The sequence below is a fragment of the Mesorhizobium sp. BHscii genome (assembly GCF_053848065.1).
In genome coordinates, this window is the sequence record NZ_JBSPKW010000006.1 from 148208 (window position 1) to 174650 (window position 26443).

General features: G+C 62.6%; 25 protein-coding genes. 12 read left to right on the forward strand and 13 right to left on the reverse strand.

All coding sequences use genetic code 11. The features are described from left to right. The first annotated feature begins 1 nt into the window (after window position 1). The 5 genes from ACWTU7_RS11660 to ACWTU7_RS11680 all read left to right on the forward strand — a co-directional run bounded on the left by ACWTU7_RS11660 (window position 2) and on the right by ACWTU7_RS11680 (window position 3871). Entirely contained in the window at window positions 2–1207 is a 1206-nt protein-coding gene (locus tag ACWTU7_RS11660) for an aminotransferase class V-fold PLP-dependent enzyme (protein WP_455838602.1), read from the forward strand. A 103-nt stretch (window positions 1208–1310) separates the two neighbouring features. Continuing rightward, window positions 1311–1808 (forward strand): 5-(carboxyamino)imidazole ribonucleotide mutase, encoded by a 498-nt coding sequence (gene purE, locus ACWTU7_RS11665; RefSeq protein WP_065011353.1) that lies wholly within the window; start codon window positions 1311–1313, stop codon window positions 1806–1808. Further along, the gene (locus ACWTU7_RS11670) at window positions 1805–2881 is read left to right on the forward strand and encodes a 5-(carboxyamino)imidazole ribonucleotide synthase (protein ID WP_455838601.1); all 1077 of its coding nucleotides are present in this window, start codon (window positions 1805–1807) and stop codon (window positions 2879–2881) included. Before purE ends, ACWTU7_RS11670 begins: the two co-directional genes overlap by 4 nt. Before the next feature lie 168 nt (window positions 2882–3049). Then, window positions 3050–3175, forward strand: coding sequence for a type B 50S ribosomal protein L36 (gene ykgO, locus ACWTU7_RS11675; protein WP_006327841.1), 126 nt, complete (start codon window positions 3050–3052; stop codon window positions 3173–3175). Window positions 3176–3286: 111 nt separating this feature from the next. Then, window positions 3287–3871, forward strand: a complete 585-nt coding sequence (locus ACWTU7_RS11680) for a tetratricopeptide repeat protein (protein ID WP_455838600.1) — start codon at window positions 3287–3289, stop codon at window positions 3869–3871. 104 nt (window positions 3872–3975) lie between these two features. On the opposite strand, the gene ACWTU7_RS11685 is transcribed toward ACWTU7_RS11680, so the two are convergent. The 3 genes from ACWTU7_RS11685 to ACWTU7_RS11695 form a co-directional block, all read right to left on the reverse strand. Beyond that, a complete protein-coding gene (locus tag ACWTU7_RS11685; protein ID WP_455838599.1) occupies window positions 3976–5037 on the reverse strand; it encodes an NAD(P)H-dependent flavin oxidoreductase in 1062 nt (353 codons plus the stop codon). 657 nt (window positions 5038–5694) lie between these two features. Beyond that, window positions 5695–7131, reverse strand: a complete 1437-nt coding sequence (gene pyk, locus ACWTU7_RS11690; RefSeq protein WP_455838598.1) for a pyruvate kinase — start codon at window positions 7129–7131, stop codon at window positions 5695–5697. Next, window positions 7128–7574, reverse strand: coding sequence for a DUF1036 domain-containing protein (locus ACWTU7_RS11695; RefSeq protein WP_455838710.1), 447 nt, complete (start codon window positions 7572–7574; stop codon window positions 7128–7130). The genes pyk and ACWTU7_RS11695 overlap by 4 nt, the downstream gene beginning before the upstream one ends. Window positions 7575–7861: 287 nt before the next feature. Here ACWTU7_RS11695 and ACWTU7_RS11700 point away from each other — a divergent pair, with 287 nt between their 5' ends. From ACWTU7_RS11700 to ACWTU7_RS11710, 3 genes are all read left to right on the forward strand, one after another. Beyond that, the gene (locus ACWTU7_RS11700) at window positions 7862–8659 is read left to right on the forward strand and encodes an N-formylglutamate amidohydrolase (RefSeq protein ID WP_455838597.1); all 798 of its coding nucleotides are present in this window, start codon (window positions 7862–7864) and stop codon (window positions 8657–8659) included. A gap of 10 nt (window positions 8660–8669) precedes the next feature. Next, the gene (locus tag ACWTU7_RS11705) at window positions 8670–8978 is read left to right on the forward strand and encodes a DUF1244 domain-containing protein (RefSeq protein ID WP_065011291.1); all 309 of its coding nucleotides are present in this window, start codon (window positions 8670–8672) and stop codon (window positions 8976–8978) included. A gap of 133 nt (window positions 8979–9111) precedes the next feature. Next, window positions 9112–10293, forward strand: coding sequence for an MFS transporter (locus tag ACWTU7_RS11710; protein WP_455838596.1), 1182 nt, complete (start codon window positions 9112–9114; stop codon window positions 10291–10293). Here the strand turns inward: ACWTU7_RS11710 and ACWTU7_RS11715 are convergent. Continuing rightward, on the reverse strand, window positions 10251–11162 hold the full coding sequence (locus ACWTU7_RS11715) for a LysR family transcriptional regulator (RefSeq protein WP_455838595.1): 912 nt from the start codon (window positions 11160–11162) through the stop codon (window positions 10251–10253). The genes ACWTU7_RS11710 and ACWTU7_RS11715 overlap by 43 nt on opposite strands. A 94-nt stretch (window positions 11163–11256) precedes the next feature. On the opposite strand from ACWTU7_RS11715, the gene ACWTU7_RS11720 reads away from it, so the two are divergent. After that, on the forward strand, window positions 11257–12216 hold the full coding sequence (locus tag ACWTU7_RS11720; protein WP_455838594.1) for an SDR family oxidoreductase: 960 nt from the start codon (window positions 11257–11259) through the stop codon (window positions 12214–12216). A 137-nt stretch (window positions 12217–12353) separates the two neighbouring features. Here the strand turns inward: ACWTU7_RS11720 and ACWTU7_RS11725 are convergent, their stop codons facing one another. The 5 genes from ACWTU7_RS11725 to ACWTU7_RS11745 all read right to left on the reverse strand — a co-directional run bounded on the left by ACWTU7_RS11725 (window position 12354) and on the right by ACWTU7_RS11745 (window position 20127). Continuing rightward, window positions 12354–12512 carry a DUF3309 family protein gene (locus ACWTU7_RS11725; RefSeq protein ID WP_036267059.1) on the reverse strand — a complete coding sequence of 53 codons (159 nt, stop codon included), beginning with the start codon at window positions 12510–12512 and terminating at the stop codon, window positions 12354–12356. A gap of 118 nt (window positions 12513–12630) precedes the next feature. Continuing rightward, window positions 12631–15807: an efflux RND transporter permease subunit gene (locus ACWTU7_RS11730; RefSeq protein WP_455838593.1), complete on the reverse strand. Its 3177-nt coding sequence runs from the start codon at window positions 15805–15807 to the stop codon at window positions 12631–12633. A 2-nt stretch (window positions 15808–15809) separates the two neighbouring features. Further along, on the reverse strand, window positions 15810–16991 hold the full coding sequence (locus ACWTU7_RS11735; RefSeq protein WP_455838592.1) for an efflux RND transporter periplasmic adaptor subunit: 1182 nt from the start codon (window positions 16989–16991) through the stop codon (window positions 15810–15812). Window positions 16992–17389: 398 nt separating this feature from the next. After that, complete coding sequence (locus ACWTU7_RS11740) at window positions 17390–19663, reverse strand: molybdopterin cofactor-binding domain-containing protein (protein WP_455838591.1); 2274 nt, start codon at window positions 19661–19663, stop codon at window positions 17390–17392. Window positions 19664–19665: 2 nt separating this feature from the next. After that, window positions 19666–20127: a (2Fe-2S)-binding protein gene (locus tag ACWTU7_RS11745; RefSeq protein ID WP_455838590.1), complete on the reverse strand. Its 462-nt coding sequence runs from the start codon at window positions 20125–20127 to the stop codon at window positions 19666–19668. Between the two features lie 122 nt (window positions 20128–20249). Here ACWTU7_RS11745 and ACWTU7_RS11750 point away from each other — a divergent pair, with 122 nt between their 5' ends. Beyond that, window positions 20250–20846 carry a TetR/AcrR family transcriptional regulator gene (locus tag ACWTU7_RS11750; protein WP_455838589.1) on the forward strand — a complete coding sequence of 199 codons (597 nt, stop codon included), beginning with the start codon at window positions 20250–20252 and terminating at the stop codon, window positions 20844–20846. 14 nt (window positions 20847–20860) lie between these two features. Here the strand turns inward: ACWTU7_RS11750 and ACWTU7_RS11755 are convergent, their stop codons facing one another. The 3 genes from ACWTU7_RS11755 to ACWTU7_RS11765 all read right to left on the reverse strand — a co-directional run bounded on the left by ACWTU7_RS11755 (window position 20861) and on the right by ACWTU7_RS11765 (window position 23680). Next, window positions 20861–21991, reverse strand: a complete 1131-nt coding sequence (locus tag ACWTU7_RS11755) for a patatin-like phospholipase family protein (RefSeq protein WP_455838588.1) — start codon at window positions 21989–21991, stop codon at window positions 20861–20863. Between the two features lie 46 nt (window positions 21992–22037). Further along, complete coding sequence (locus ACWTU7_RS11760; RefSeq protein ID WP_455838587.1) at window positions 22038–22820, reverse strand: 3-hydroxybutyrate dehydrogenase; 783 nt, start codon at window positions 22818–22820, stop codon at window positions 22038–22040. A 170-nt stretch (window positions 22821–22990) separates the two neighbouring features. Beyond that, window positions 22991–23680, reverse strand: coding sequence for a TetR/AcrR family transcriptional regulator (locus ACWTU7_RS11765; RefSeq protein ID WP_455838586.1), 690 nt, complete (start codon window positions 23678–23680; stop codon window positions 22991–22993). Window positions 23681–23781: 101 nt separating this feature from the next. On the opposite strand from ACWTU7_RS11765, the gene ACWTU7_RS11770 reads away from it, so the two are divergent. After that, entirely contained in the window at window positions 23782–24228 is a 447-nt protein-coding gene (locus ACWTU7_RS11770) for a hypothetical protein (RefSeq protein WP_455838585.1), read from the forward strand. 67 nt (window positions 24229–24295) lie between these two features. Here the strand turns inward: ACWTU7_RS11770 and phaR are convergent, their stop codons facing one another. Next, on the reverse strand, window positions 24296–24907 hold the full coding sequence (phaR, locus tag ACWTU7_RS11775; RefSeq protein ID WP_455838584.1) for a polyhydroxyalkanoate synthesis repressor PhaR: 612 nt from the start codon (window positions 24905–24907) through the stop codon (window positions 24296–24298). Between the two features lie 290 nt (window positions 24908–25197). Here phaR and ACWTU7_RS11780 point away from each other — a divergent pair, with 290 nt between their 5' ends. Beyond that, window positions 25198–26376 (forward strand): acetyl-CoA C-acetyltransferase, encoded by a 1179-nt coding sequence (locus ACWTU7_RS11780; protein WP_455838583.1) that lies wholly within the window; start codon window positions 25198–25200, stop codon window positions 26374–26376. Window positions 26377–26443: the final 67 nt, after the last annotated feature.

The window sequence follows — 26443 nt, forward strand, 5'->3', positions numbered from 1 at the left end:
AATGAAAACCTATTCGGCAAACGGCTCCAACACGACAATTCGCGAACGGCTCGGCCTCCGCCCGATCATCAACGTTTCCGGCACGATGACAGCGCTCGGCGCCTCGATCATCGTCCCGGAAGCGATCGCCGCGATGTCGGAGATCGCGTCGCAGTGGGTGGAGATGGATGACCTGCAACGCGCCGCAAGCACGGTCGTCGCGCGCCTCACCGGAGGCGAGGCCGGCTTCGTCACGGCCTGCTGCGCCAGCGGCATCACCATGGCGATTGCCGGCACGATGACCGGCACCAACCTTCTCGCGATCGAGCGGCTGCCCGACGATACGGAGGGCCTCAAGTCCGAGGTCATCGTCCAGCTCGGCCACATCGTCAATTACGGCGCGCCGATCGACCAGTCGATCCGGCTTGCCGGGGCCAGGGCCGTACCGGCCGGCACGGTCAGCGTGACGCAGGACTATCATGTGCGCGAGGCGATCCACGACCGTACCGCGGCAGGCCTCTATGTCGTTGCGCATCACACCGTGCAATACGGCATGCTTTCGCTCGAGGAGTTCTGTGAAATCTGCCATGCCAGGGGCGTCCCGGTGATCGTTGACGCCGCCTCCGAATACGATTTGCGCGGCTTTCTCGCACGCGGCGCCGACATCGTCGTCTATAGCGGGCACAAATTCCTCAGCGGACCGACAAGCGGCATCGTCACCGGGCGCAAGGATCTGGTGCGGGCCGCCTATCTGCAGAATCGTGGCGTTGCGCGGGCGATGAAAATCGGCAAGGAAAGCATCGCCGGCACCATGGCCGCCCTGGAGGCCTGGGAGCGGCGCGACCATGCCGGCATCCGCAAGCGGGAAGAAGTGGCTTTGCATCTGTGGAGAGACGCATTGCAAGGGCTGCCCGGTATCGCCGCGCATGTCATTCCCGATCCGACCGGCAATCCGCTCGACCGCCTGCAGGTGTTTGTTAAGCCCGAAAGCAGGTTCACCGCCGCTGGCCTTGCCTCGGCGCTGGCGGCAGGTTCGCCTCCCGTTATCGTACGCAACCACGAGGTCGAGCGCGGTCACTTCTTCCTCGATCCTTGCAACCTTCATCCTGGCGAGGCGGAGATCGTCGCCGAGCGCCTGCGGGCAGTGTTGAGCGCAAGTGACCGTCCTGCGGATGCCATGAAGTCGGCTCGCAAGGATAGCGCCGGCGCCTTGCGCTGGCCGGATTAGGGAACGATGGCGCCATGCGCCCAAATGCTGCGCAAAGGCATCGCATGCTTGCCGTCGATCCCGAAGTCCGCTAATGCGCGCCTTTGCCGCCGGGAGCAGAAGCTTGGACGATCACCGCGCCGACGTCGCCATCATCATGGGCAGCCAGTCCGACTGGGCGACGATGCGCCACGCCGCCGAAACGCTGGAGGCACTGGGCATCCCGCACAAGCGGCTGATCGTTTCGGCTCATCGCACTCCCGACCGGCTCTATGACTTCGCCAAGGGCGCCAAGGCCGCCGGTTTTCGGGTGATCATCGCCGGCGCCGGCGGTGCGGCGCACCTGCCGGGCATGACGGCGGCGATGACGCCGCTTCCCGTTTTTGGCGTGCCGGTAGAATCGAAGGCGCTTTCCGGACAGGACTCGCTGCTCTCTATCGTGCAGATGCCGGCCGGCATCCCGGTCGGCACGCTGGCCATCGGCAAGGCGGGCGCCACAAATGCCGCCCTTCTGGCCGCGGCCGTGCTGGCGCTGACCGACGAAAAGCTCGCCGCCCGGCTCGATGCTTGGCGCGCCGCCCAGACCGCCAAGGTCGCCGCAGAGCCCACGGACACGCCATGAGCCTGCCTGCCGGATCGACCATCGGCATCATCGGCGGCGGCCAGCTCGGCCGCATGCTGGCCATGGCCGCCGCCCGCCTCGGCTACCGCACGGTCGTGCTGGAGCCGCAGCCGGATTGCCCGGCGGCACAGGTCGCCAACCGGCAGATTGCCGCCGCGTATGACGACACGGCTGCGCTCGCCGAACTGGCGGCAGTCAGCGCCGTCGTCACCTATGAGTTCGAGAACGTGCCGGTCATGGCCGCCAGCGCGCTTGCCGTCACAGTCCCGGTCTATCCGCCGGCAAGCGCGCTGGAAGTGGCGCAGGACCGGGTGGCGGAGAAGAAATTCCTCAACGGCATCGGCATTCCCACGGCAGATTTCTGTCCCGTCGACAATGACGACGAGTTGACGGCGGCGCTGAAAAAGTTCGACGGCAGCGGCATATTGAAGACGCGGCGCATGGGCTATGACGGCAAGGGCCAGCGCGTGTTCCGCAACATGGAAACGGGCGGCTTTGCCGGCACCTGCGAGGCGATGGGCAACGTGCCGTTGATCCTCGAATCCTTCGTCGACTTCGAGCGGGAGTTTTCGGTGATCGCGGCGCGCGGCATGGATGGTTCGCTCGCCGCCTACGATCCGGCAGAAAACGTCCACCGTGACGGCATCCTGCACCGCTCGACCCTGCCGGCCAGGATAGGGTCCGAAACCGCCGCTGCAGCGCAGGCGGCGGCGGCAAAAATACTTGCCGCGCTCGATTATGTCGGTGTCATCGGCATCGAGTTCTTCGTCCTTACCGACGGCGCGCTGCTGGCCAATGAGATCGCGCCGCGCGTCCACAATTCCGGCCACTGGACGGAAGCCGCCTGCATCGTCTCGCAGTTCGAGCAGCACATTCGCGCCGTCGCCGGCCTGCCGCTGGGAAATCCCGGCCGCCATTTCGACTGCGTCATGGAGAACCTGATCGGCGACGATGTCCTGCGCGTCCCAGCCCTGCTCGCCGAGCCTGATCTGATGCTGCATCTCTACGGCAAGGCCGAAGCGCGCCCCGGGCGCAAGATGGGCCATTTTACGCGAATGAGCCGTCACCGTTGACGCTATTGGACGGCGTCGCTCTAATGCCTTCGATAGGGCAGAAACCCACATGTCTGGTTGACACGGGCAAGACTCCTCGTTTATGAGCCACGCACAAGTTGAGAGGCGCGCTTTCCGAGCGCGCCTTAATAATTCGGCCCAAGCGGGCCCAGACCGACGGGCAAGACCATGAAGATCAAGAATTCGCTCAAGGCGCTCAAGGCGCGTCACCGCGACAACCAGCTGGTTCGCCGCAAGGGCCGCGTGTACATCATCAACAAGACCGCTCCGCGCTACAAGGCGCGCCAGGGCTGAGTCTTTTCGCGTGGGGGCGCCTGCCTCCGCGCTTGCATGATTTGCCGGCCTGCCGGCCCTTTCACGCTAAATTCAGTTTGACGATCTGCTGTCCGGGGTTAGATTCCGGTCATGCGGATTCTCTTTGCATTCTTCGCGGCGCTTTTTCTTTTCGGTTCCGCCTCGCTTCCGGCTCAAGCGGACGATGCGGCGGCCCCTCCTGTTGCCACGGCCAGGGAGGCAAGGCTCGACCAGCTGTTTGTCGACCTGAAGCGCGAGCGCAATGAGAAGGCCGCCGAGCGCATCGCCGCGCGCATCTCGCACGAGTGGTCGCAATCCGGCAGCGCCTCGATCGACCTGATGATGCAATGGTCGCAAACGGCGATCGAAGACAAGAAGTTCGACGTGGCACTCGACTTCCTTGACCAGGTGGTGACTTTGCAACCGGCCTTCGCTGAAGGCTGGAACCGGCGCGCCACCGCACATTTCATGATGCATAATTTTGGGAAATCGATGTCGGACATCGACCGCACGCTGCAGCTCGAGCCGCGCCATTTTGGCGCACTGTCCGGCCTGGCGCAGATCATGGCCGTAACCGGCCACAAGCAGTCGGCGCTGGAAGCGTGGCAGCGCGTGCTCAGTATCTACCCGATGATGCGCAGCGCGCAGGATCAGGTCGGCACGCTTTCGGAAGAACTTGCCGGCGAAGGTATTTGATTCCGCTAGTCTAGACTGAAAGTCTGGTGAGACCGTCGCGTCAGCCCAGTTCAAGGGCGTATACCCGGTTTCCTGCTACCGATGTCGCTCCGCAGGTGGCATTGTCAGTGCCGATATGAACCAGCTTCCGCGACGAGTTTTTCCACAAGGGCAGCCGCCGGCAGCTCCCGCGACTTCGCAACGCCCTGCCCGGCCCAAATGGGCAAGAAATCAGCCCGCCTGCTTTCATCCGCTGCCATTGAAAGCGGCAAGACCAGGCTCGCCTGCAACGGAAACGCCAGTGCTGCATCTTCCTCGCCAGCCATCTCCATCACAAACCGGTTGCGCACGACGCGCGCCGGGCGGCCAGTGAAGCTGCGGGTCACCGCCGTGCTCTCGTCAGTGGCCGAGCGCAACGACGCACGATAGACTGGCTGCACATTGGCCTCGGGGCACGCCAGGAATGCCGTGCCGATCTGCACACCGGAGGCACCGAGTGCAAAGCTGGCAGCAATACCGCGACCGTCGAAGATGCCGCCGGCTGCAATTACAGGCACGCGCACGGCATCAACGATCTGCGGCACCAGCGCCATCGTGCCGACTGTGCCGATAGCAAGGTCACCGGTGAATGTGCCGCGATGGCCACCCGCCTCGTATCCCTGAGCGATGATAGCGTCCACCCCCGCAGCCTCAAGCTGCTGCGCTTCTGAGACGGTGGTAGCCGAGCACAAGAGAGCACAGCCGGCCTCTTTCAGCTGCTGCACAATTTTGGCGTCGGGCAGGCCAAAGTGGAAGCTGACCACCTTTGGGCGTAGTTCGAGCACAATGTCGAGGCGCTCTTGATCGAAAGTGGGAAAGGGCTCGCCCGGCTGGGGCACGGGCCCGATGCCGACCTCGTCGTAGTAGCCGTGAAGGCGATCGCGCATGTGTTGAGCCGCCTCATCATCATGGGCTGGCAACGGGTGCGCAAAGAAGTTTACATTAATCGGACGATTGGTAGCGCGCTGTGTCGCCGTGAGTTGCTCCCGAATAGCGGCCCCTGGCAGAATGCCACATCCGAGCGAGCCAAGCGCCCCGGCATTGCTGACTGCCGCCGCGAGGTCCGGCGTGGCGATGCTGCTCATCGGCGCTTGGACAATCGGGTGCTCAATCCCCAGGAGCTTCAGAAGATCGGTGCGAATCCACATTGGATCACCTCCTCTTTTCCTCGAAGAGACTACCTCAACTGACTTCAAGCTCAAGTACGATGGGACCTACGATCTGCTTCAAACCGGGTGCAGTCTGATGCAAACCGCGGAGATGATCCCTAAGTCAGGCCTGAAGCTGATGATGCTGGCTGCCGACATATTCAAGCCGCGCACCGTCCGGTCAGTGAAATCAGCAATCTCGTCGCTTCACCTATCTCGGCACTGCTTGTCGGTGAGCGCGACGTGTGGTTTCCTGTCCAGGATTGGGGTTGTTAGGCATCATGATTGCAGCTTATATCGACGAATTTATAATGTTTTGCGTCGGCCTATGGATGTCGGGCATCGGCTACGGGTTTCTCCAGATGCCAAACCAACCCCAGGCTGGACAACGGGCCTGGTTGGCACGCCTTCCCAGCCATTTCAAATGGATGGGGCCGCTCTTGCTGATAATCTCGATCGTACTCGCCGTCGCCTCGCGGACTTGATTCGGTCGCGGCCAGAACGTCGCTGCGCTCATGGTCTCATAGAGGCAAGGCGTCAGCTTGGTGAATTCGCCGGTGAGCGGCTTAAAGCCCGTCGCGTTTGAAGAGATTCATGCGACGCGCTTTGGATGTTTGTTTTCATCCCAAGATCGCTGCGCATTTTGGGCGACTTGCATTAGCCTCTGGCCTGCACGTCCGACCCGACATAGGCGATGCGCAGCATGTTGGTGGAGCCAGGCGTCCTCAGCGGCACGCCGGCCGTGATGATGACCCGATCGCCCGGCTTGCCGAACCCCTCGTCCAAAGCGATGCGGCAGGCGCGGTCGACCATGTCGTCGAGGTCAATGGCGTCGGGCGAGACCACGCAATGCGTGCCCCACAGAAGCGAGAGCCGCCGCGCCGTGTTGACGATCGGCGACAGCGCGACGATCGGCACCTGCGGCCGCTCGCGCGCAGCGCGCAGGCCGGTCGTGCCCGACGCCGTATAGCTGATGATCGCCGACAGTTTCAGCGTCTCGGCGATTTCGCGGGCGGCGAGCGAGATGGCGTCGGCGCCGGTCGCTTCCGGCTCCGAGCGCTGCGCATTGATGATGCCGGCATAGGTCGGGTCGGTTTCGACCTTGCTGGCGATGCGGTTCATCATCGCCACTGCCTCCACCGGGTAGGCGCCGGCCGCGGACTCGGCCGAGAGCATGATGGCGTCGGCGCCTTCGAACACGGCGATCGAGACGTCCGACACCTCGGCGCGGGTTGGCACCGGCGCGGTGATCATCGATTCCAGCATCTGCGTGGCGATCACCACCGGCTTGCCGGCGCGGCGCGCGGCGCGGGTGATCTGCTTCTGGATGCCGGGCACGGCTTCGAGCGGCATTTCGACGCCGAGATCGCCGCGGGCAACCATCAAGGCATCCGAAAGTTCGATGATCTCGGGCAGCCGGGCGACGGCCTGAGGCTTTTCGATCTTGGCCATGATGAGCGCCCGGCCGCGCGCGATCTTGCGCGCTTCCGCCAAATCCTCCGGACGCTGGACGAATGACAGCGCCACCCAGTCGACGCCGGTGGCCAGCACCGCATCGAGATCCCTGCGGTCCTTTTCGGTCAGCGCGCCGACCGGCAGGTCGGTGTCGGGCAGGCTGACGCCCTTCTTGTCGGAGATGCTGGTGCCGGCGACGACGATGCAGACGATCGCCTTGCCGTCGCTCTTCACCGCCTTCAGCTCGAGCTTGCCGTCGTCGATCAAAAGGCGGTGACCGGCCTCGACCGATCTCAGGATTTCCGGGTGGGGCAGATAGACCCTGGTCGAATTGCCGGGCTCGGGATTGTCGTCGAGCGTGAAGGTCTGGCCGAGTGTCAGCGTCTCTTTGCCGTTGGCAAACTTGCCGACCCGCAGCTTGGGCCCCTGCAGATCGGCGAGAATGCCGATCGGCCGGCCGACCGCTTTCTCGACGGTGCGGATGCGACCGACAAGTGTGCGCATCAATTCATGATCGGTGTGGCTCATATTGATGCGAAAGACGTCGGCGCCGGCTTTGAAGAGCTTCTTCAGCATGTCCTCGGAGGAGGAGGCCGGACCGATAGTGGCGAGTATCTTGACCTTGCGGCTGCGTCTCATTGACTGTTTGTTCCCGGGGCGGCTGGAACGCCCCCCGTTGTGGGGTCATCGGTCAACTGGACCATCCAGCTTGCCTGCTCGCCCGTGTCATATTCCTGGAATCCGGCGCGCTGGAAGCCCCGGGCAACGCAATCGGTAACGCCGGCGATCTTGAACTCTTTTTCGGCCACGCACATGTTGATCGGGCCATCCCAGCGCCCGCCGCGCTCGGCGTCTTCTGCATAAAGATAGTAAAATCTTGATGACAGCGGCCCTTCGATCAGCGTCTTGCAGCTCGATCCCTCGATGTGCCACCAACCTTCGGTGATCCAGCCGGCTTTGGCGCGATAGCCGATGCCGACGCCGACCAGGTTCTGCGTGGCGTTGCAGACACGGAAGTCGGCGCGCGCCGGCGAGGCCGCAACCATGGCGGCGAGGCCCACAGCAAGGGTGAGGAGCGGCATGGCGAAGGCATAGCGCACGCGCGGCCTGCCGGCGGAATCCATCCTGAAATCCCTCAAGAACCACATTCGCATCTCTCAACGCCCCTTTTCGGAAAAGTCCGGGCGCATGTCAACGCGCCCTTTTGCTCAATTCCAATCGATTTAGAAAGGCTTCGGCGCACGATCTTTTGCCTTCCGCCAGATTTCCGCAGAAACCGTGGCCAAACGACGGCATTGCGTAATCATCCCCTTCGTGGAATGACGATACCATCCTCCCCGGAAGCCAGCGAACAGACCATTTCCCGCCGATGACCCGATCCACAGTTTTCGCGCCTTTCGACATCGTCGAGGGCGACCGCAAGCGAGGCATCGTGCTTTTGGCCGATCACGCCCGTCGCGACTTGCCGGAAGAGTATGGCAGCCTCGGCTTGCCGGCGGCGGAATTCGATCGCCATATCGCCTACGACATCGGTGTCGAGACGGTGACGCGCGAACTGGCAGCTTTGCTCGGCGTGCCGGCGGTACTCGCCAATTTTTCGCGACTTCTGATCGATCCCAATCGCGGCGAGGACGATCCGACGCTGATCCGCCAACTCTATGACGGCACCGTCATTTCGGGAAATTATCCACTTGCCTTGAAAGAACGTGAAAGGCGGCTCGACCGCTTCTATCGGCCCTATCACGATGCGGTCGGCGCTATGATCGCCTCGTTGGCACAGGCTTCCGCAAGCGCGCCCTTCATCTTTTCGGTACATTCCTTCACCCCATTCATGCAGGGATTCGTGCGCCCTTGGCATGTTGGTGTCTTGTGGGATCGCGACGACCGGGTGGCGCAACCGCTGATCGAAATGCTTGCCGAGGACAAAAGCCTTATCGTTGGCGACAACGAGCCCTATGACGGCGCATTGCGCGGCGACACCATGTTCAGGCATGCCATAGTCAACGGCTTTGCCCATGCGCTGATCGAAATCCGTCAGGACCTGATCGCCGGTCGGAAGGATGCGGTCGCCTGGGCCGAACGGCTGGCGCCGATCGTTGACGCGATCAACCGCCGTCCCGATATACATCACGTCAAACGATTCGGCTCGCGCACCGGGCCGCTGTAAGGAGGTTTCGATGACGGAACTCAGCGACGCGCAAAAACGCGATTTCGAAGCCGCCGCCTTCCGCCGGCTGGTCGCGCATCTGCGCGAACGCACGGACGTGCAGAACATCGACCTGATGAACCTCGCCGGCTTCTGCCGCAACTGTCTCTCCAACTGGTATCGCGACGCCGCGGAGGCCGAGGGCGTCGATCTCAGCAAGGACCAATCGCGCGAGATCATCTACGGCATGCCCTATGCCGAATGGCAGGCGCTCAACCAGACTGATGCCTCCGATGCCAAGAAGGCGGAGTTCGAGGCAAGAGGCCCCAGGGATCACTAACCGATCGGCTCTCATCAACCTCGAGTTCAAGCGAGTCGCTTTGGCCCAAGCACTTTCAAGAACGAGCGCTTGACCGAGGATTGAATCGATCTAATTTGCCGCGCGAAGCTATTGTGGCACCGGATTCTACACGATGGACACGCTAAAAATCATGCAGACCGCCATTCGTGGACGATGGGCCGTGGCGGCCATCTTCCTCGCCAATGGTTTTCTGACCGGCGCTTGGGCGCCGCAGATCCCGGTGGTCCTGACCCGGCTGGATATCAGCAAATTTACGCTTGGCCTGCTGATCTTGCTGTTCGGCGCCGGCGCGGTCACAGCCATGACTTGGTGCGGCCACCTGATCTCCAGGCATGGTTCGCGCACCGTGCTGCGCTGGTTCGGTCTCATCGGCAGCTTCGGCCTGCTGGTTGTGGCGCTTGCCCCCAACGTACCGCTGGCGGCCATAGCCATGTTCATCTTCGGCGGTTCGATCGGCGGCATGGATGTCGCTATGAACGCCAATGCGGTCGTGGTGGAACGGCGGTTGTCCCGCGCCATCATGTCGTCCTCGCACGGCTTCTGGAGCCTTGGCGGTTTCGCCGGCGGCGCTCTCGGCGGCTTCGCCATCCAGAGCTACGGTCATCTCGCCCATGCGATGGTCGTGACGGCTCTCGCTTTCGCAGTGATTGCAGTGGCAGTCCGCTACCTGATCGCCGAGGATAAGCCTCAGGTGACCAACCATCACAAATTCGCGCTGCCTGGAAATCCGCTGGTCTATCTGGTCGGACTGATGGCGCTGCTGACGATGATCTCCGAGGGTGCGGTGCTCGACTGGGCGGCGCTTTACCTGCAACAGGAACTCGGCACCGACCTTGCCATAGCGGGTTTGGCCTACGCCGCTTTTTCCGGCGTCATGGCCGTCATGCGCTTCGCTGGCGACGGAGTCCGCAACCGTTTCGGTGCCGTGACGACGCTGCGCGTCTCGGCGCTTGTCGCCGCCGCCGGCATGCTGGTGGCCGGGCTGGCGCCCTCGCCCTGGCTCGCCATCTCAGCCTTTGCCTTTTGCGGCTTCGGCATCGCCAATATGGTGCCGATCCTGTTTTCGGCCGGCGGCAACCAGGAAGGCATGACGTCCGGCACCGGCATGAGCGTCGTCACCACCATGGGCTATTCCGGCATTCTGGTGGCGCCGTCGGCAATCGGCTTCATCGCCGAGCATTCAAGCTTCGGTCCGATCTTCGTGGCTTTGTCGGGACTGCTGGTCGTCGTATTTTTGATGGCCGGGCTCGCTCACCGCGCCGAATTCGCGCCCGACCCAGCACCAGCCGAATAGCGTTTCAACTCCTCAAAGAGGAAATCCGCGACACGGCGGATGCGCACGCTGGTGCGCACGTCCCGGTGCATGGCCAGCCATACCGGCAGCGTCGGCAGCGCGAGGGCCGGCAGCAATGTCTCCACCAGCGGATCGCGATTGGCCAGCGGCTCCTGGCCGAAGCCGATGCCGTTTCCCGCCCGCACCGCCTCCCAAAGCACGATTTGGTTGTCGGTCCTGAAGCGGAAGGCATTGCGGGTGAGCGGGACACCAAACTGGGCAAAGCCGCGAACGATCTCATCGCTGCGGTCGAAGCCGATCAGATCGTGGCCGGCAAGATCGCCGGGTTCGCGCGGACGGCCACGCCGGTCGAGATAGGATTTTGCCGCGCAGGCGCGGAGCGGAATGTCTGCCACTTTACGCGCCACCAACTCGTTCTGCGCCGGCTTCACCATGCGGATGGCAATGTCTGCATCGCGGCGCAAGAGATTCTCGACCTGGTTCGACGCGACGATCTCGACCTCGATGCCGGGTTCCTCGGCGCCCAGCCGAGCCGTCATCTCGGGCAGGACATAGGCAGCCACCACCTCGCTGGCGGCAATGCGTACCGTGCCTTCGATCGCCTCGACCGATCCCAGCGCCAATAGCGAAAAGGCGCTTGCCTGCTCGCTCACTGCCCGGCCGCGTTCGTAGAGCGTGCTGCCGGCTTCCGTCAGCGCATAGCCGCGCCGCCCGCGCCGGAACAGGGTGACGCCGAGCGCCTGCTCCAGCTCGGCGATATGGCGGCCGAGCGTCGGCTGGCTTGCAGCCAGCTTGCGCGCGGCAGCGGACAGGCTGCCGGCTTCCGCCACTGTGACGAAACTCTTGATCAGGTTCCAGTCGACTTCCATTCAAAACTGAATATCACGTCGCAAAATTCAGTCAATTTCTATTCGTTTTCGGACGGATCATATTGTGACTGTAACGCAAACACGGAGACGAAAAATGACTAAGATCGCAATTCTGGGTGCCAATGGCCGGCTCGGCCGCGTGGTGGCCAAGGCCTTCATCGACGCTGGCTATGAAGTCCGCGCCATCACCCGCAGCGGTAAGATCGCGGCAGAACTCACAGGCGCCATTGCCGTCGCCGGCGACGGGCTCGATCGCGAAGCGCTTATCCGCGCCACCGAAGGCGTCGACATCATCTTCGACGGCCTCAACCCGATCTACACCGACTGGGGCAAGTGCCTGCCGATGGCCGAGAATGTCATGGCCGCGTGCCGGGCGAACGACGCATTGCACCTCGCTCCGGGCAACGTTTACAATTACGGCTCGCCGATGCCGGAGGTCATCACCGAAGACACGCCGTTCCACCCGACGACCGAAAAGGGCCGCATCCGCGTCGCCATGGAAGACCTCTTTCGCCGCGAGGCCGAAGCGGGTCGAGTGCGCACCATTCTGCTGCGGGCCGGCGATTTCTTCGGCGGCACCGGCAGCGGAGCGTGGTTCGATCTGATCGTCGCCGCCAAGATGGACAAGGGCGTCTATACCGCTCCCGGGCCGGTCGATCTCGTGCATGAATGGGCCTACCTTCCGGACTTGGCCAAGGCGTTCGTCGGGCTAGCCGAGAATCTCGACAAGCTCGGCTCCTACGAAGCGCTGAACTTTCCCGGCCACGCCGTTACCGATCTCGAGATCAAGGCGGCCGCGGAAAAAGCGCTCGGGCGCACGCTGAAACCGACGTCGATGCCGTGGTGGGTGCTGCGCGCTGGCAGCCCGTTCGTGGCAATGTGGCGCGAGATCGTCTCGATGTCCTATCTGCGCTTCGAACCGCACCGGCTGGTCTCGGCAAGGCTGGAAGGCATCATCGGCACGATCCCGCATACGCCCTTGCATAAGGCGGTGGCAGGCGCTCTCGATGATCTCAGTGTCGCCACGATTGACGGCGTTTCGAAAGCTGCCTGAAAACGGAAAGTGGTCACTACCCAGCGGATGATCCGAACCGAAGGCTCGGAAAGGACCAAGCGAAAATCAAATGCTACAGCGCTGCGCCCTCAGAAGGCGCGCAGCGCTGTACGTTGTCGAGCGCACCAACTTCCGGGTCAAATCCTGCCCATCAGCAGCAACACCAGCAGCACGATCAGGATGACGCCGACGATGCCGGAGGGACCATAACCCCAGGAACGCGAATGAGGCCATGCCGGCACCGCGCCGATCAGAATGAGGATCAGAATGATGACGAGAATGGTGCTGAGCGTCATGAGAAATTCCCCGCTTTGAGGTGTCGCATGACAGACAATGCAAAAGGCCGCTGGGTTGTTCCCGGCGGCCTTTTCTTTGCGCGATCAGAATACGCTCGGCACTCCAAGCAAAGTTGGCCTATTCGGCGGCCTTCGGGAAGGCGATCGCCGGCTCGTCAAGCGAGCCCGGTCTTGCGGGCGTCTCGACAGTCGCACCGACTGTCTTGCCGCGCCGGAACACCCGACGGAAGAATGCATAGAAGCGGCTGTTCTTACTGCGCGTGAACACCATCAGCATCGACGGTGTCACCACCAGCGTCAGCAAGGTGGCGAAGGACAGGCCGAAGACGATCGCCGACGACAGCGATATCCACCATTGCGTCGACGGCGCGTTGATCGTCGTCTCGTGATGGAAGATTTCGAGACCGAGGCCGAAAGCGATCGGCAGCACGCCGAGGATCGCCGACACCGCCGTCAGCACGACCGGCCGGGCACGCTCACGGCAGGTCTGCAGCACCGCGTCCATCTTGTCCCAGCCCTCTTCGCGCAGCCGGTCATAAGTGTCGATCAGCACGATGTTGTTGTTCACCACCACGCCGGCGAGCGCGATGACGCCGATGCCCGACATGACGATGCCGAACGCCTCTCCTGTCAAAAGCAATCCGAGGAACACCCCGACCGTCGCCATAACCACGCAGGACAGCACCAGCCAGACGCTGGTGAACTTGTTGAACTGCATCAGAAGCACCAGGAAGATCAGGAAGATCGCGGCACCGAAGGCCTTGCTGAGAAAGGCGCTGGCCTCGGCGCTGTCCTCGTTCGAGCCGGCGAGCTTCCAGCGTATGCCGCTGCCGAGATCCATATCGGCGACCGCCCGGCTGACCTGCTGCTGGACAGAAGCGACTTGCTCGCCGGCGGCGACATTGGCCTGGACAACCACGGTGCGCGCGCCGTCGATGCGGTTGAGGATACCGACGGTCGGCTCGGGCTTGCGCACGACGAAATTCGAGATCGGCACCGAACCTTGCGAAGTCTGCACCCTGAGGTCATCGAGTGTCGACAGCGTGCGCCGGTCCTCGGGCAGCCGCAGCCTGATGTCGACGGCGTCGTCAGCACCGGCTGGCCGGTATTCACTGAGCTTCAGCCCGTTCGTCACCAGTTGCACAACCGTTCCGACCGAGGTCGGGCTGATGCCGTATTGCGCCGCCTTGGCGCGATCGACGTCGAGCGCCCAGTCGACGCCGGGCGGCGGCAGGCCGTCGGAAATGTCGATGACGCCGGGCACCTTGGCAATGCGCGCGGCGACGGCGCGCGCCTTGTCGTCGAGACCTTTCGGGTCGACGGCCGAAAGCCTGATCTGGATCGGCTTGCCGGTGGGCGGGCCGGCCTCGGGCACGCGAACCTCGACGTCGACGCCGGGAATGCCGGCCATGACGCCGCGCAGTTCGTCCAGGATCGCGTTCGCCGATTTGCGCTCGCGCCAGTCGACGAACTCGTACTGGATCACGCCGACCACGTCTTCAGGAATGTCCTGGCCGCCGCCTTGGGTCTTGCCGACACGGGTATAGACCGATTTCACGCCTGGCCAGCCAAGAAGCCGGTTCTCGGCGGTCTTCGTGGCGGCATCCATTTCGGCGAGCGAAAGGTTGCCGCGGGCGTGCACATAGAGCAGGCCGTAGTCAGGCTCGACATTCGGGAAGAACTCGACGCCGGCGCCGTATTTCGAATAGGCAAAGCCGACACCGAACAAAAGGCCGACGGTGAGCAGAAGTACGGTGATGGGAAAGCGAACCGCCTGCTTGACCACGGCCATGTACCAGCCGTCGCGGTTGTCATTCTCGTGATGTGGCGGTGCCTTGGCGAACAGGGCGCCGAGCGCCGGCGCAAAGACCAGCGCATAGAGCATCGAGGCCGAAAGCGTGACGATCAGCGTGATCGGCATGTATTTCATGAAATCGCCGATGATACCCGGCCAGAACAGCAGCGGCGAGAAGGCGGCGATGCGCGTCATCGTCGCGGCGATAACCGGTCCGGCCATGCGCTTGGCGGCAAGTGCGAAGGCCTCTGCCTTAGGCATGCCTTCGCTCATCCGCCGCTCGGCGAATTCGGTGACGATGATGGCGTCGTCGACGAGCATGCCGACCGCCAGGATGAGGCTGAACAGCACGATCATGTTGATCGTGTAGCCCATCATGGCCAACAGCAGAATGCCGATCAGGAAGGACGATGGGATGGCCAGTCCGATCAGCAGCGATGCACGGCCCGAGAGCGCGTAGAGAATGACGATGAACACCAGGATCACGGCGATCATGACGTGATTCTGCAGATCGCCGAGCAACTGGTTGACGAAGACCGATTTGTCCTGCGTGTAGGTGACGTGCATACCTTCCGGCATGGTTTTTATGAAGGCATCGGACACGGCCCTCACCTGGGCGATCGTGTCGATCAGGTTGGAGCCGATGCGCTTCTTCACCTCGATGGCGATCGCCGGCTTGCCGTCGAGACGGGTCACCGTCTCGGCGTCCTTGAAGGTGGAGCGGACGGTGGCGATATCCTTGGCCTGCACCACGGCATTGGGGCCGGCGACGATCGGAAGCGCCGCCACGTCCTCCGGCGTCTCGATCAGCGACGGCACCTTGACCGCGTATTTGCCCTCGGATCCTTCGATGTTGCCGGCGGCGACAAGACTGTTGGAATCACCGACAGCACCGATCAGTTGCTCGAGCTGCAGCCCGTAGGAAGACAGTTTCATCGGATCGATGACGACTTCGACGAGATCGTCGCGGGCGCCCTGCAGCGAGCCCTCCAGCACGCCAGGCACTTCCTCGATGCGGTCGCGCAACTCGCGCGCCGCCGCCGTCAGCATGCGCTCGGGCACTTCGCCCGACAGGGTCACGACAAGGACGGGGAACTCGGAGACGTTGACTTCGGAGACTACAGGCTCCTCGGCAGCCTGCGGCAGGTCGGCCTTGCCATCCTGGACCTTGCTGCGCGTGTCCTGCAACGCCGTCGCCAGATCCGTCTGCGGGTGGAATTCGACCAGCACGTAACCGCCGCCCTGGAAGGCGGCCGAACGCATCTCCTTGAGACCTTTGAGGCTTTTCAGCTTGGCTTCCATCGGCCGCAGCAGAAGGCGTTCCGAATCCTCAGGCGAGATGCCCTGATAGATCAGGCTGACATACATCATGGGAATCGGAACGTCGGGTTCCGCTTCCTTCGGTGTCGACTGATAGGCGACCGCACCCGCAAGGATGAGGAAGACCAGGACCGAAATGGTCAGCCGGGCGTTGTTGATTGCGAGTTTTACGATATCCATGATTACTGCGTCCCGGCCGTCGCTTCGCCCAACAGCTTTTGGATGGTCGCCCGGTCGGCCTCGACCGGCTTGACCACTTCGCCTTCCTTCACCAGTTCCTGGCCGGCGACGATGATGCGCGCATCGGCGGGGATGCCGCCGAGCACTAGGCCGGTTGGCGTGTCGTCGACCAGGTCGATCGGGAAGAACACGACCTTGTCGTCCTTGTCGACGGCGCGAATGCCGAGGTCGCCCTTGTCGCCCAGCGTCACCACGGAGCGCGGCAGAATGACGGCGTCGGTCGGCTGCGCGCTCAGCGCGATCTCGGCGGTCATCCCGGCCGGAATAGTGCCCTCGGGGTTGGGGATTGCGATCTCGACGCGGAAGGTGCGGGTGGCGGACGAGGCGTCGCGGCTGATATAGCGCACGGTGCCCTCGACATTCTGGCCGCTGACCAACCGGACATTCGCCTTGTCGCCGATCTTCAGATAGCCGAGATCGCGTTCGCTGACCTCGCCACGGGCGATCACCGGATCAAGGCTCAGAATGGTCGCCACTTCGCCGCCCTGCATCACGGAACTGCCAAGCTCCACCGGCACTCGGTCGATGACGCCGTCGAAGGGCGCCTTCACTTCGTTCCGGTCAAGCTCGGCTTGCGCCGTCTCCAGCAGAGCCTGCGCCGAGGTCAAATTCGAGCGCGCCGTATCGAGCTGCAGCTTGGGCAGATTGCCGGTTTTCGCCAACCGCAACGCCGCATCGAGTTCGGCCTGACGCTGAACCAGAAGCTGCTTGGCGTTGCTGACCGCCGAAAGCTTTTCCTCGGCTGCCAACATCAGCACGAGGTCGCCGGTCTTGACGCGCTGTCCCTGTTTGACCGGAAGCTTGTCGATGACGCCGGCGACGCGCGTCGCCAGGACCGCGCGCTTATCGGCTTCGGTCAGTCCGGAAATGCGTATGGCGCGCGCATAGGTACGCCTGGGCGGAGTTATGGTCGCGACGGTGCGCAGGGGCGCCTTGGGCTGTCCTGCCTCACTGGGCTTGGCCTTGCTGGCGTCAGCCGCCTTTGGCTGCTCGACCTCCCCCGCGTTGAGCTCGTTGTCGGCGGCCGCGCTGCCGACGGACGAGAACTCGCCCGTCACCATCCATGCAGCGAACCCGACAAGCACAACAATGGCTGCAAGCTTGTGAAACCTGTATTTCGGCATCGTCGTTTTTCCAGTGCGCGGGGTTCGGCCAGGCCGCGTCTTCTAACTCGGGCGCGTCGCCGATATGGGTGCGCGCAAGGCCGTGTTCAACTTGCCGTGATCGGCGAATGAGCTTCTACATCAAAGTTGCACCGCAATATAGTCAGAAAAGTTGATGGGTAATACTTCGCTGGGCAGGATGCGCCCGCCGCCATGAGGCGCGCCGGATCAGCGCAGCCGTTCCGTCTGGCACATGGCGGTCGGCGCAGCGCGGATGCGAAAGCAACCTAGACCGCGACCCTCGGACGAACCCTTGGCTGCATCAACCGTCATCGTTGCCGTGCCTTAGGCTTTCCTCTGCCGCTGGGGAGGCGCTATCGAAACGGCATGGCAGCAGCTGTCAGCATGATGGAAATATTTCATGCAAAGGTCACCTCCTTCGACAAGGGCAGTGTCCGGATGCGCTTGCCTGTCAGCGCGAAGACGGCGTTGGCGAGTGCCGGTGCCGCCGGCGGCGTGCCGACTTCGCCGACGCCGCCCATCTTGTGAAAATTCTCCAGGATAGCGACTTCGAACGCCGGGCACTGGAAGATGCGCATCGCATCGTAGTCGTGAAAATTCGACTGGTCGACCATGCCGTCGGCGAACGTAATCTCCTGACCCATCGCCGCCGACAAGCCATAGACGGCGGCGGAGATGAGCTGCGCCTCGATGATATCAGGATCGAGTGCGGTGCCGACATCGGCGGCGATCCATACCTTCTCAATGCGGATTCCGGACGGCGTGTCGGCGACCTGGACGATCTCGCCGACCCAACTGCTGAAAGACAGCGTGAACGCGATGCCCTTGGCCTTGCCGGCGGGCAGCTCTTCTCCCCATTTCGCCATTTCGGCGACCTTCTCGATCACCTTCACCGCTGCCGGATAGGCAGCCATCAGCTTCTTGCGCAGATCGACCGGGTCGGTTTTCCCGGCGACTGCGATCTCGTCCAGAAATCCTTCATGGAAGAAACCGTTGATCGAACTGCCGACCGATCGCCAGGAGCCGACGGGGATCGAGACGGGTGCGGCGACGCCGGTCACCCGGTAATTCGGGATCGTATAGGGCTGGTTATGGGCTCCGTCGACGATGGACTTGTCGGGCCCGAGCGGCGATATCGAAGGAAACAGCCGGCGCAAGGTGCTGGCTATCAGCGATGGCGAGGCGATTGTCATGTCGACGGCAATCGGCATGCCGTCGTTGCCAAGCCGCGCCTGGAATTTGCCGACAGAAGCCGGCCGGTAGGCGTCGTGGCGCATGTCCTCCTCGCGCGTCCAGATCACCTTGATCGGCCGGCCTGCCGTTTCTTTCGCCATCAGTGCGGCACAGAGCGCATAATCCACCTCGACACGTCGGCCGAAGCCGCCGCCCATGAAGGTGGTGTGGACGTTGACATTGTCCTGCTCGATGCCGACAGCATTGGCGCAAAGCTGCCGCACCAAGGTCGGCGCTTGGTTGCCGCACCAGATGTCGAGGACGCCATCCTTCAACCGCGCCGTGGCGTTCATCGGCTCCATCGTCGAATGTGCCAGATAAGGCACCGCGTAGTCGGCCTCGACGATCTTTTCGCGCGGCGCGTCGGCGAAGGCGGTATTCACGTCGCCATCGTCGCGCATCACCGACCCTTTTGTGCCGAGTGCCCGCTTCAGCGCCTCTGAAATGCCGGCGCTATCCAGCGGATATTCGGGACCGGCCCATTCGGTGTCGATCGCCTCCGCCGCCTTGAACGCCGTCCAGGTGTTTTCGGCGATGATGCCGAAGCCGTGGCCGTAATTCGTGTCGATCGGCACGATTTTAATCACGCCAGGCATTTTCTCGGCCTTGGAGAAATCGGCCTTGACCGGCTTGGCCCAGAAACGCGGGCTCATCTTGACCGTGCCGTACAGCAGGTCCGGCAGCGTCACGTCGATGCCGAAGATCGGCGCCCCGGTCACCTTGGCCAGCATGTCGATGCGTTTTTGCGGTTTGCCGAGCAGTTTCCAGTCGGCTTTGTCCTTGAGCCTGATATCAGCAGGCGGCGCCATTATCGCAGCGGTCGCGGCGACCGCGCCATACGTCATCGACTTGCCCGACGCCTTGTGCAGGATCGAGCCATTGGCCGTTTCCAGATCGGCAGCAGCTATACCGAGCTTTTGCGCGGCTGCTGCAATCAGCATCTGCCGCGCGGCGGCGCCGGCTTGCCGCATCTTGTCGAAACCGTCGCGCGTCGAGGCCGAGCCGCCGGTGCCCTGGAGGGCGAGAAATTTTCCGGCCACGCCCATGCCGGCGCGCACTATTTCCGCCGTCATGCTTTCGTCGAAGAAGGCGAACGGACCGCCCTCTTCCAGGATCGCCGCATTGTAATAGGCGTAGGAGGCCGGGCCGTGCTCGACCTTGACCTGTCCGAGGTCGACATCGAGCTCTTCGGCAACCATGGCGGCAAGCGTCGTCGAAATGCCTTGGCCCATCTCGGCACGCGGCGCGATGATGGTGATCGTGTTGTCGGCGCCGATCTTCACATAGGGGTTGAAGGTCGCTTCGTCAGCGGCGAGATCGCCCTCCAGCGGATTCGGATAGGATTTGCGGTAGTAATAGTAGCCCACGGCGACACCGCCCGCGATGGCAGCCGCGCCGATGAGAAACGTGCGGCGGGCGATCTTTCCGACACCGGCCATGGTCAGATCCCCGCCGTCTTGAGGACGGCCGCTCGTTTGATCGCCGCGCGGATCTTCGGATAGGTGCCGCAGCGGCAGAGATTGCCGCCCATGGCGTGGTCGATGTCGGCCCCGGTCGGCTCGGCAACCTCGTTGAGCAGCGCCACCGCGCTCATGATCTGGCCGGCCTGGCAGTAGCCGCATTGGGCGACCTGCACTTCCAGCCATGCCTGCTGTACCGGATGCAGTCTGCCTTCGGTGCCGATGCCTTCGATCGTGGTGACTGTGCCGGTGACCTCACCGACCGGCAATGAACAGGAGCGCACCGGCTGGCCATCGACATGCACCGTGCAGGCGCCGCAGGCGGCAATGCCGCAGCCGAACTTCGGCCCGGTCTTGCCCATGAGATCGCGCAGCGCCCACAGCAGCGGCATTTCGGGATCGGCATTGATGTCGAATGCCTGCCCATCGACGGTGAGGCGCATGGGGATACCCTTTGTTGTCGTCCGCAGCCCAAGGCGAAAGGCCGGTCGGCCATTTCGTCCGCATACATCTTGACAAATTACGTCATTTTGTCAACAGAGCTTTTGCAGGATAAAGTCGCGCCATGCTCGAGATCGAGAACATCGCCACCAACCCCAAGCGCGCCCGCATTCTGGACAGCGCGATGAAGGTGTTTCTGGCCTATGGTTTCGCTCGCACTACCATGGACGACATTGCGCGTGCCGCCGACATGTCGCGGCCGGCGCTTTATCTCCAGTTCAAGAATAAGACCGACATTTATCGCGCCATCGCGCTGATGCTGCTTTCCCGCTCGCTCGAGCAGGCGAAAACGGCGCTCGCCGGCGAAGAACCATTTGCCGAGCGCACGATGCGGGCCATCGACGAGGCACTGATCTCGATGACGCGGGCCGTCAATGCCTCGCCGCATGGCGCCGAACTCCTTGACATGAAGTCGAGCCTCGCCGATCTGATCGGCTGCTGGCGCGGCCGGTTTGCCGAGCATATCGCCGCAGCGATCCAGAGCGAAGCCGAACGCAATGGCGTCGACCTCACCGCCAAGGGCTTGTCGGTAAAACTGCTCGCCGACATGCTGCTCGACGGGCTGGATGGCATGAAGATGCGTATCAGCGATCCGGACGAGCAGCGGCAGGCGGCGGCCGCGCTGATCAAGGTGATCGATCTGGCCTTGCAAAAAAGCTGACAATCCAAAACGCCTCAGGCTTGGCGACGCGCTGCCTCGGGCTTGTTGCGGGCCGCGAGGAACTCCTTGACCCGCCGGCCCGGTGCCGGACCACGCATCGGCTTGAAGCCGTCGTCGAGCTCGCCTGAGAGATCAAGCGTCGGCCGTTTGCCGACGGCGTCGTAATTCTCCTCCAGCCAATCGCTGGCGGCAGTGCGGCCAAGGTCGCGCAGATAGGTCAGGAACGCCCATTCGGCATTGACCTTGGACGATGCCGACAAATCCTTGAACGCCTCGTCGGCATCGATGCGGTGCATGCGGATGTCGCGGTATTCGCCATGCGGCAACCGGCCGGCGGCGATCAGCTCCTTGACGAAGGCGATCGAACGGAATTCGCGCAGCAGCCCGGCATTGAAAGTGATCTCGTCGATGCGATTCTGGATTTCATTGGCGCTCTTCGGCGTGCCCTCGCGGACCACCGGATTGATCTGCACCAACAGCACGTCCTCAGTGGCAGCCGTCTTGAAGAACGGGAATAGCGCCGGATTGCCGCCATAGCCGCCATCCCAGTAGGGCACGCCCTTGATCTCGACGGCGCGGAACAGCTGCGGCAGGCAAGCCGACGCCATCACCGTGTCGAGGTCGATCTCGCCATCGGAAAAGACGCGCAACTGCCCGGTCTCGACATTGGTCGCGGAGATGAACAGCTCAATCGACTTGCAGGCGCGCACATTGCCGAAATCGATCTCCTGTTCGATCACGTCGCGCAGCGGGTTGAGGCCGAGCGGGTTGGCGACATAAGGCGAAAACACCCGCGACATGGTATCGAAAAAGAGATAGCCCGGCGTATTCTCGATCGACCAGTTGCCCCAGGCCACGTCCCACGGCATGCGCTGTACCGGGCTGAACCGGCCCTTCAGCGCCACCGCGCGCCAGAAATCGTCGAGCTTCTGCCGCGCCCCCTCGACGCCGCCTCGGACGAAGCCGTCGGCCAGCGCCACCGCGTTCATCGCGCCGGCGCTGGTGCCCGAAACCGCCGCGACGTCGAGCCGTCCGTCCTCCAGCAGCTGGTCGAGCACCCCCCAGGAGAAGGCGCCGTGCGAGCCGCCGCCCTGCAGCGCGACGTTGATCTTCTTGGGCTCCTCCACCTTGCCGTTTGTCGTCATGGCGTTGCCCTTGATTTGTCGGCCAGATTTGTTTCGCGCAGCAAATTCACTGGGCGGTCCAGCCGCCGTCGACCGAAATATGCGTGCCGTTGATCTGCGCTGCTGCATCCGAACACAGGAACACCGCGGCAGCGGCAACTTGCTCGACCGTGACGAATGCCTTGGTCGGCTGCTTTTCGAGCATGACCTCGCGGACCACAGTGTCGCGGTCCATCTTGTTCGCCTTCATCTGGTCGGGGATCTGCGCCTCGACCAGCGGCGTCAGCACATAGCCGGGGCAGATGGCGTTGCATGTGATCTTGTCGCGCGCCAGTTCCAAGGCGACGGTCTTGGTCAGCCCCATGATGCCGTGCTTGGCCGAGACATAGGCCGACTTGAACGGCGAGGCGACCAGCCCGTGGGCCGAGGCGATGTTGACGATCCTGCCGCCGCCGGCTTGCTTCATCAGCGGGATCGCGGCGGCGATGGTGTGGAAGGCCGACGACAAATTGATGGCAATGATCGCGTCCCACTTCTCGATCGGAAATTCTTCCACCGGCGCGACATGCTGGATGCCGGCATTGTTGACCAGGATGTCGACCGAGCCGAATGTCTCGGCTGCTTTCACGATCAAAGCTCGGCATTCGGCCGGCTTCGACATGTCTGCCTTGATGTACGCGGTCTTCACCTTGTGATGTTTGGCGATCGCATCGGTGATGGCCTGGTCGTCGGCCGTGTCGGAAAAGGAATTGACGACGATGTTGCACCCTTCCGCTGCGAGCGCATGGGCGATGGCCAGCCCGATGCCCGAGGTGGAACCGGTGACGATGGCGGTTTTTCTGCTGGGCAAGGCGAAATCCTTCAGTGGGGTGCTAACGGAGACATATTGCAGTGCAGCATATATGTCTCATGTGGCGCAAGAACAGCGGCGTGATGCACGCAATGACATGAAATTTTTGTCATGAAGAGGCCATTCTCACCCGAAGTTGTGCGCCTGAACAGGCTGTGTGAGACAGTGTGTCAGCGATCCCCGCAAGCCACTTCGGGGTGCTCGTAAGGTTGCGTTTTGGAATTGGTCATCCGGCTCATGAAAAGGTGGAGAGCTCTCCGCACGGCGAGGGATGGCGGCTCGGACGGATGCCACTCCGGGAAATGACCATCGATTGCCATGCGTGCCAATCCGTAGACAAATGCGCGCGCGGCAAGCACCAGATGATCGAAGTCGGTGTCCGGAGCGAGCCGACCTTGTTGCTGCGCTTGGATCAGCAGGTCGATCATCTTCCGGCGAATGGCTTCATTCTGATCACGAAGACTATCCGACGCGTCGAAATCAATCAGCGTTCGGGAACTGATGATCTGGAAATGCGTGGGATTGCTGATCGCCCATTCCAGATAGCCCTGTCCGATTGCTTCGAAGGCCACAATGGGATCTGCGCTGTCGATTTTGGACTGCGCACTGGCAACGGCCTCGGTCAGCCGGTTCATCGCCTGTTCGGCGACTGCGGTCAGCAATGCTGATTTCGACCGAAAATGGCGGAATGGCGCGCCGGGCGAAACGCCGGCACGCTTTGCGGCCTCGCGCACAGACACATGCTCTGCTCCGCGTTCCTCGATGATCTCCACGGTTGCCGCGATCAAGGCCTCGACCAGATTGCCGTGATGATAGCGCTTGGGATTGGCGGCTTCGCTGGAATCCGTGGTGTTGGTCATGCCCTTCCAGTAGCACGAGGCCGAAATGTAATCACCGATTATTTTCTTGCGCCCCAGCGATTCATATGTAATCAGTGATTACAACATCAACGGAGGTTACCATGCTTCGCATCATCGCAACGACTGCCCTCGCTTTCTCCCTATTGTCGCTCGGGTCTGCCCAGGCCGAAGATCGGCCAACTCTGGAAATCGTCTGGCCGGTGGCCGGTTCGGTCATAGAACTCGGCAATGATCCCGAAAGGGCGATAGGAATCGTGGTCAGGAGCAACTTCACGCTGCTGCCAGCGGGTGAATGCGACGGCGTCAGCCAATGCGGCCACGTGCATATGAAGATCGATCCCGCCGGAGATACCTGCAATATCGCCGGCAAGCCGTACAACAGCATGAACAGCGACTTTGGCGGCGATCTTATCAAGGCTCGTTTCGGCCATTGTCCGGATGCCGCCGGCAAGCACGTGATCGGCGTCCTACTTGCCGATGATCATCACAAGCCCATTCTTGTGGACGGCAAACCCGTTACCGCGCTGGTGACGGTGACGACGAAATAGCGTGGCAGAGATGTTCTGACACGGTCTGCTGATGGGAGATTTCGGCCGGGTTTAGTCCAGCCGGCGATCAGGACATCGTGTCGAGCTTGCGCTGCATGGCGGCGATCTGTTCCTTCAACTCCTGAAGGTCGTCGGGTTTATCCGACGTTTCTTTCCTGGCCGGCTCCGCCGACGCTGCGGAAGAGCCATTCGAGCCTGCAGGTGGGAAGGGCGTGAACAGGCGCATGGCATTCTGGAACATCTCCATGTTGCGGCGCGTCTGCTCTTCCAGCGCCTTGATCGGCGTGGCGATCTTCATCATGTCCAGCGGCGACTTGCCCAACGCACCCTTCATCTGCTCGCGGAAGCGTTCCTGTTCCTTTGCGAAGGCGATCATCGACTGCTCGAGGAAGCTCGGCACGATCATCTGCATCTGGTCGCCGTAAAAGGCGATCAACTGGCGCAGGAACGGAATTGGCAGCATGTTCTGCCCATCCTTGTTCTCCAGTTCAAAGATGATCTGGGTCAGCACCGGATGCGTGATGTCGTCGCCGGTTTTGGCGTCCTGGACGGTGAACTCCTCGCCCTTCTTGACCATTTCGGCAAGGTCCTCGAGCGTCACATAAGTGCTGGTGCCGGTGTTGTAGAGGCGGCGATTGGCATATTTCTTGATGATAATCGGTTCGTCTTTCGCGGCCATCAGCATCCTCCCAGGACACCGGCGCACTTGTGTAAGCTGCCGGTAACGATTGCGCCTCTTCAAGGATATGCGCAAAAGCGTCGCAATTCCAAGTGGTTTGTGCAGTGCGGGATCAATTAATGCTGCATGGCGGGCAGAAAATGCTGCGCAGCAATGGGCGGGCTGTTTCCACCACGAGGCGCAACCTGCTTGCGGCGCATGGCCAGCGTGCCCATTTCCGGTTTGACTTGGACCATTGAAAGGGCAAGAAAAGCCCTGACGATACGATACCTCGAAGTCTGGAGAAGAACATGTCCGCTGCCATCGTTGTCGCCAGTGCGGCGCGCACGCCCGTCGGTTCCTTCAACGGCGCCTTTGCCGCCACCCCGGCGCATGAGCTTGGTGCCGTTGTCATCAAGGAACTGCTGTCTCGTGCCGGTGTCGAGCCGGCGGAGGTCGACGAGGTCATCCTCGGCCAGGTGCTGACCGCGGCTCAGGGCCAGAACCCCGCCCGCCAGGCATCTATCAATGCCGGCCTGCCAAAGGAAACCACCGCCTGGGGCCTCAATCAGGTTTGCGGCTCAGGTCTGCGCGCTATTGCTCTCGGCATGCAGCAGATCGCCACCGGCGATGCCAAGGTGATCGTCGCCGGCGGGCAGGAATCGATGTCGCTGGCCCCGCACGCTCAACACCTGCGTGCCGGCGTCAAGATGGGCGACTACAAGATGATCGACACCATGATCAAGGACGGGCTGTGGGATGCCTTCAATGGCTACCACATGGGCAACACGGCCGAAAACGTCGCGCGCCAGTTCCAGATTACCCGCGAGGACCAGGACCGGCTCGCATTGGCCTCCCAGAACAAGGCAGAGGCCGCGCAGAAGGCCGGCAAATTCAAGGACGAGATCGTGGCTTTCACCGTCAAGGGCAAGAAGGGCGACACCATTGTCGACCAAGACGAATACATCCGCCACGGCGCCACGATCGACGCCATGACGAAGCTAAGACCGGCCTTCGATAAGGAGGGCACCGTGACCGCCGCCAATGCCTCCGGCATCAATGACGGCGCCGCCGCCGTGCTGCTGATGACCGAAGCGGAAGCCGAAAGGCGCGGCATCACGCCGCTGGCGCGCATCGTGTCCTGGGCGACCGCTGGCGTCGATCCGCAGATCATGGGCACCGGGCCTATTCCCGCCTCGCGCAAGGCGCTGGCCAAGGCCGGCTGGTCGGTCGGCGATCTCGACCTGGTCGAGGCCAACGAAGCCTTCGCCGCGCAGGCCTGCGCCGTCAACAAGGACATGGGCTGGGATCCGTCCATCGTCAATGTCAATGGCGGCGCCATCGCCATCGGCCACCCGATCGGCGCCTCCGGTGCCCGAATCTTCAACACGCTGGTCTACGAGATGCGCCGCAGAAGTGCCAGGAAAGGCCTTGCCACGCTGTGCATCGGCGGCGGCATGGGCGTTGCCATGTGCGTGGAAGCGCTGTGAAGTCATATGCGGAGCGTCGTGAAGACAAGGTGAGCGAGCCGTGAAATAGTCGGTGGCGAACGGGGCT

Excerpts from the sequence above, each read along its gene's own strand:
- ACWTU7_RS11710 (WP_455838596.1), top strand. The coding sequence starts at position 9,112 with ATGGACACGCTAAAAATCATGCAGACCGCCATTCGTGGACGATGGGCC.
- ACWTU7_RS11705 (WP_065011291.1), top strand. The coding sequence starts at position 8,670 with ATGACGGAACTCAGCGACGCGCAAAAACGCGATTTCGAAGCCGCCGCC.
- pyk (WP_455838598.1), bottom strand. The coding sequence starts at position 7,131 with ATGAGACGCAGCCGCAAGGTCAAGATACTCGCCACTATCGGTCCGGCC.
- ACWTU7_RS11695 (WP_455838710.1), bottom strand. The coding sequence starts at position 7,574 with ATGCCGCTCCTCACCCTTGCTGTGGGCCTCGCCGCCATGGTTGCGGCC.
- ACWTU7_RS11755 (WP_455838588.1), bottom strand. The coding sequence starts at position 21,991 with ATGACGACAAACGGCAAGGTGGAGGAGCCCAAGAAGATCAACGTCGCG.
- ACWTU7_RS11735 (WP_455838592.1), bottom strand. The coding sequence starts at position 16,991 with ATGCCGAAATACAGGTTTCACAAGCTTGCAGCCATTGTTGTGCTTGTC.
- ACWTU7_RS11750 (WP_455838589.1), top strand. The coding sequence starts at position 20,250 with ATGCTCGAGATCGAGAACATCGCCACCAACCCCAAGCGCGCCCGCATT.
- ACWTU7_RS11745 (WP_455838590.1), bottom strand. The coding sequence starts at position 20,127 with ATGCGCCTCACCGTCGATGGGCAGGCATTCGACATCAATGCCGATCCC.
- ACWTU7_RS11685 (WP_455838599.1), bottom strand. The coding sequence starts at position 5,037 with ATGTGGATTCGCACCGATCTTCTGAAGCTCCTGGGGATTGAGCACCCG.
- phaR (WP_455838584.1), bottom strand. The coding sequence starts at position 24,907 with ATGGCCGCGAAAGACGAACCGATTATCATCAAGAAATATGCCAATCGC.
- ACWTU7_RS11765 (WP_455838586.1), bottom strand. The coding sequence starts at position 23,680 with ATGACCAACACCACGGATTCCAGCGAAGCCGCCAATCCCAAGCGCTAT.
- ACWTU7_RS11780 (WP_455838583.1), top strand. The coding sequence starts at position 25,198 with ATGTCCGCTGCCATCGTTGTCGCCAGTGCGGCGCGCACGCCCGTCGGT.
- ykgO (WP_006327841.1), top strand. The coding sequence starts at position 3,050 with ATGAAGATCAAGAATTCGCTCAAGGCGCTCAAGGCGCGTCACCGCGAC.
- ACWTU7_RS11670 (WP_455838601.1), top strand. The coding sequence starts at position 1,805 with ATGAGCCTGCCTGCCGGATCGACCATCGGCATCATCGGCGGCGGCCAG.
- ACWTU7_RS11725 (WP_036267059.1), bottom strand. The coding sequence starts at position 12,512 with ATGACGCTCAGCACCATTCTCGTCATCATTCTGATCCTCATTCTGATC.
- ACWTU7_RS11770 (WP_455838585.1), top strand. The coding sequence starts at position 23,782 with ATGCTTCGCATCATCGCAACGACTGCCCTCGCTTTCTCCCTATTGTCG.
- ACWTU7_RS11715 (WP_455838595.1), bottom strand. The coding sequence starts at position 11,162 with ATGGAAGTCGACTGGAACCTGATCAAGAGTTTCGTCACAGTGGCGGAA.
- ACWTU7_RS11740 (WP_455838591.1), bottom strand. The coding sequence starts at position 19,663 with ATGGCCGGTGTCGGAAAGATCGCCCGCCGCACGTTTCTCATCGGCGCG.
- ACWTU7_RS11730 (WP_455838593.1), bottom strand. The coding sequence starts at position 15,807 with ATGGATATCGTAAAACTCGCAATCAACAACGCCCGGCTGACCATTTCG.
- ACWTU7_RS11700 (WP_455838597.1), top strand. The coding sequence starts at position 7,862 with ATGACCCGATCCACAGTTTTCGCGCCTTTCGACATCGTCGAGGGCGAC.
- ACWTU7_RS11660 (WP_455838602.1), top strand. The coding sequence starts at position 2 with ATGAAAACCTATTCGGCAAACGGCTCCAACACGACAATTCGCGAACGG.
- ACWTU7_RS11680 (WP_455838600.1), top strand. The coding sequence starts at position 3,287 with ATGCGGATTCTCTTTGCATTCTTCGCGGCGCTTTTTCTTTTCGGTTCC.
- ACWTU7_RS11720 (WP_455838594.1), top strand. The coding sequence starts at position 11,257 with ATGACTAAGATCGCAATTCTGGGTGCCAATGGCCGGCTCGGCCGCGTG.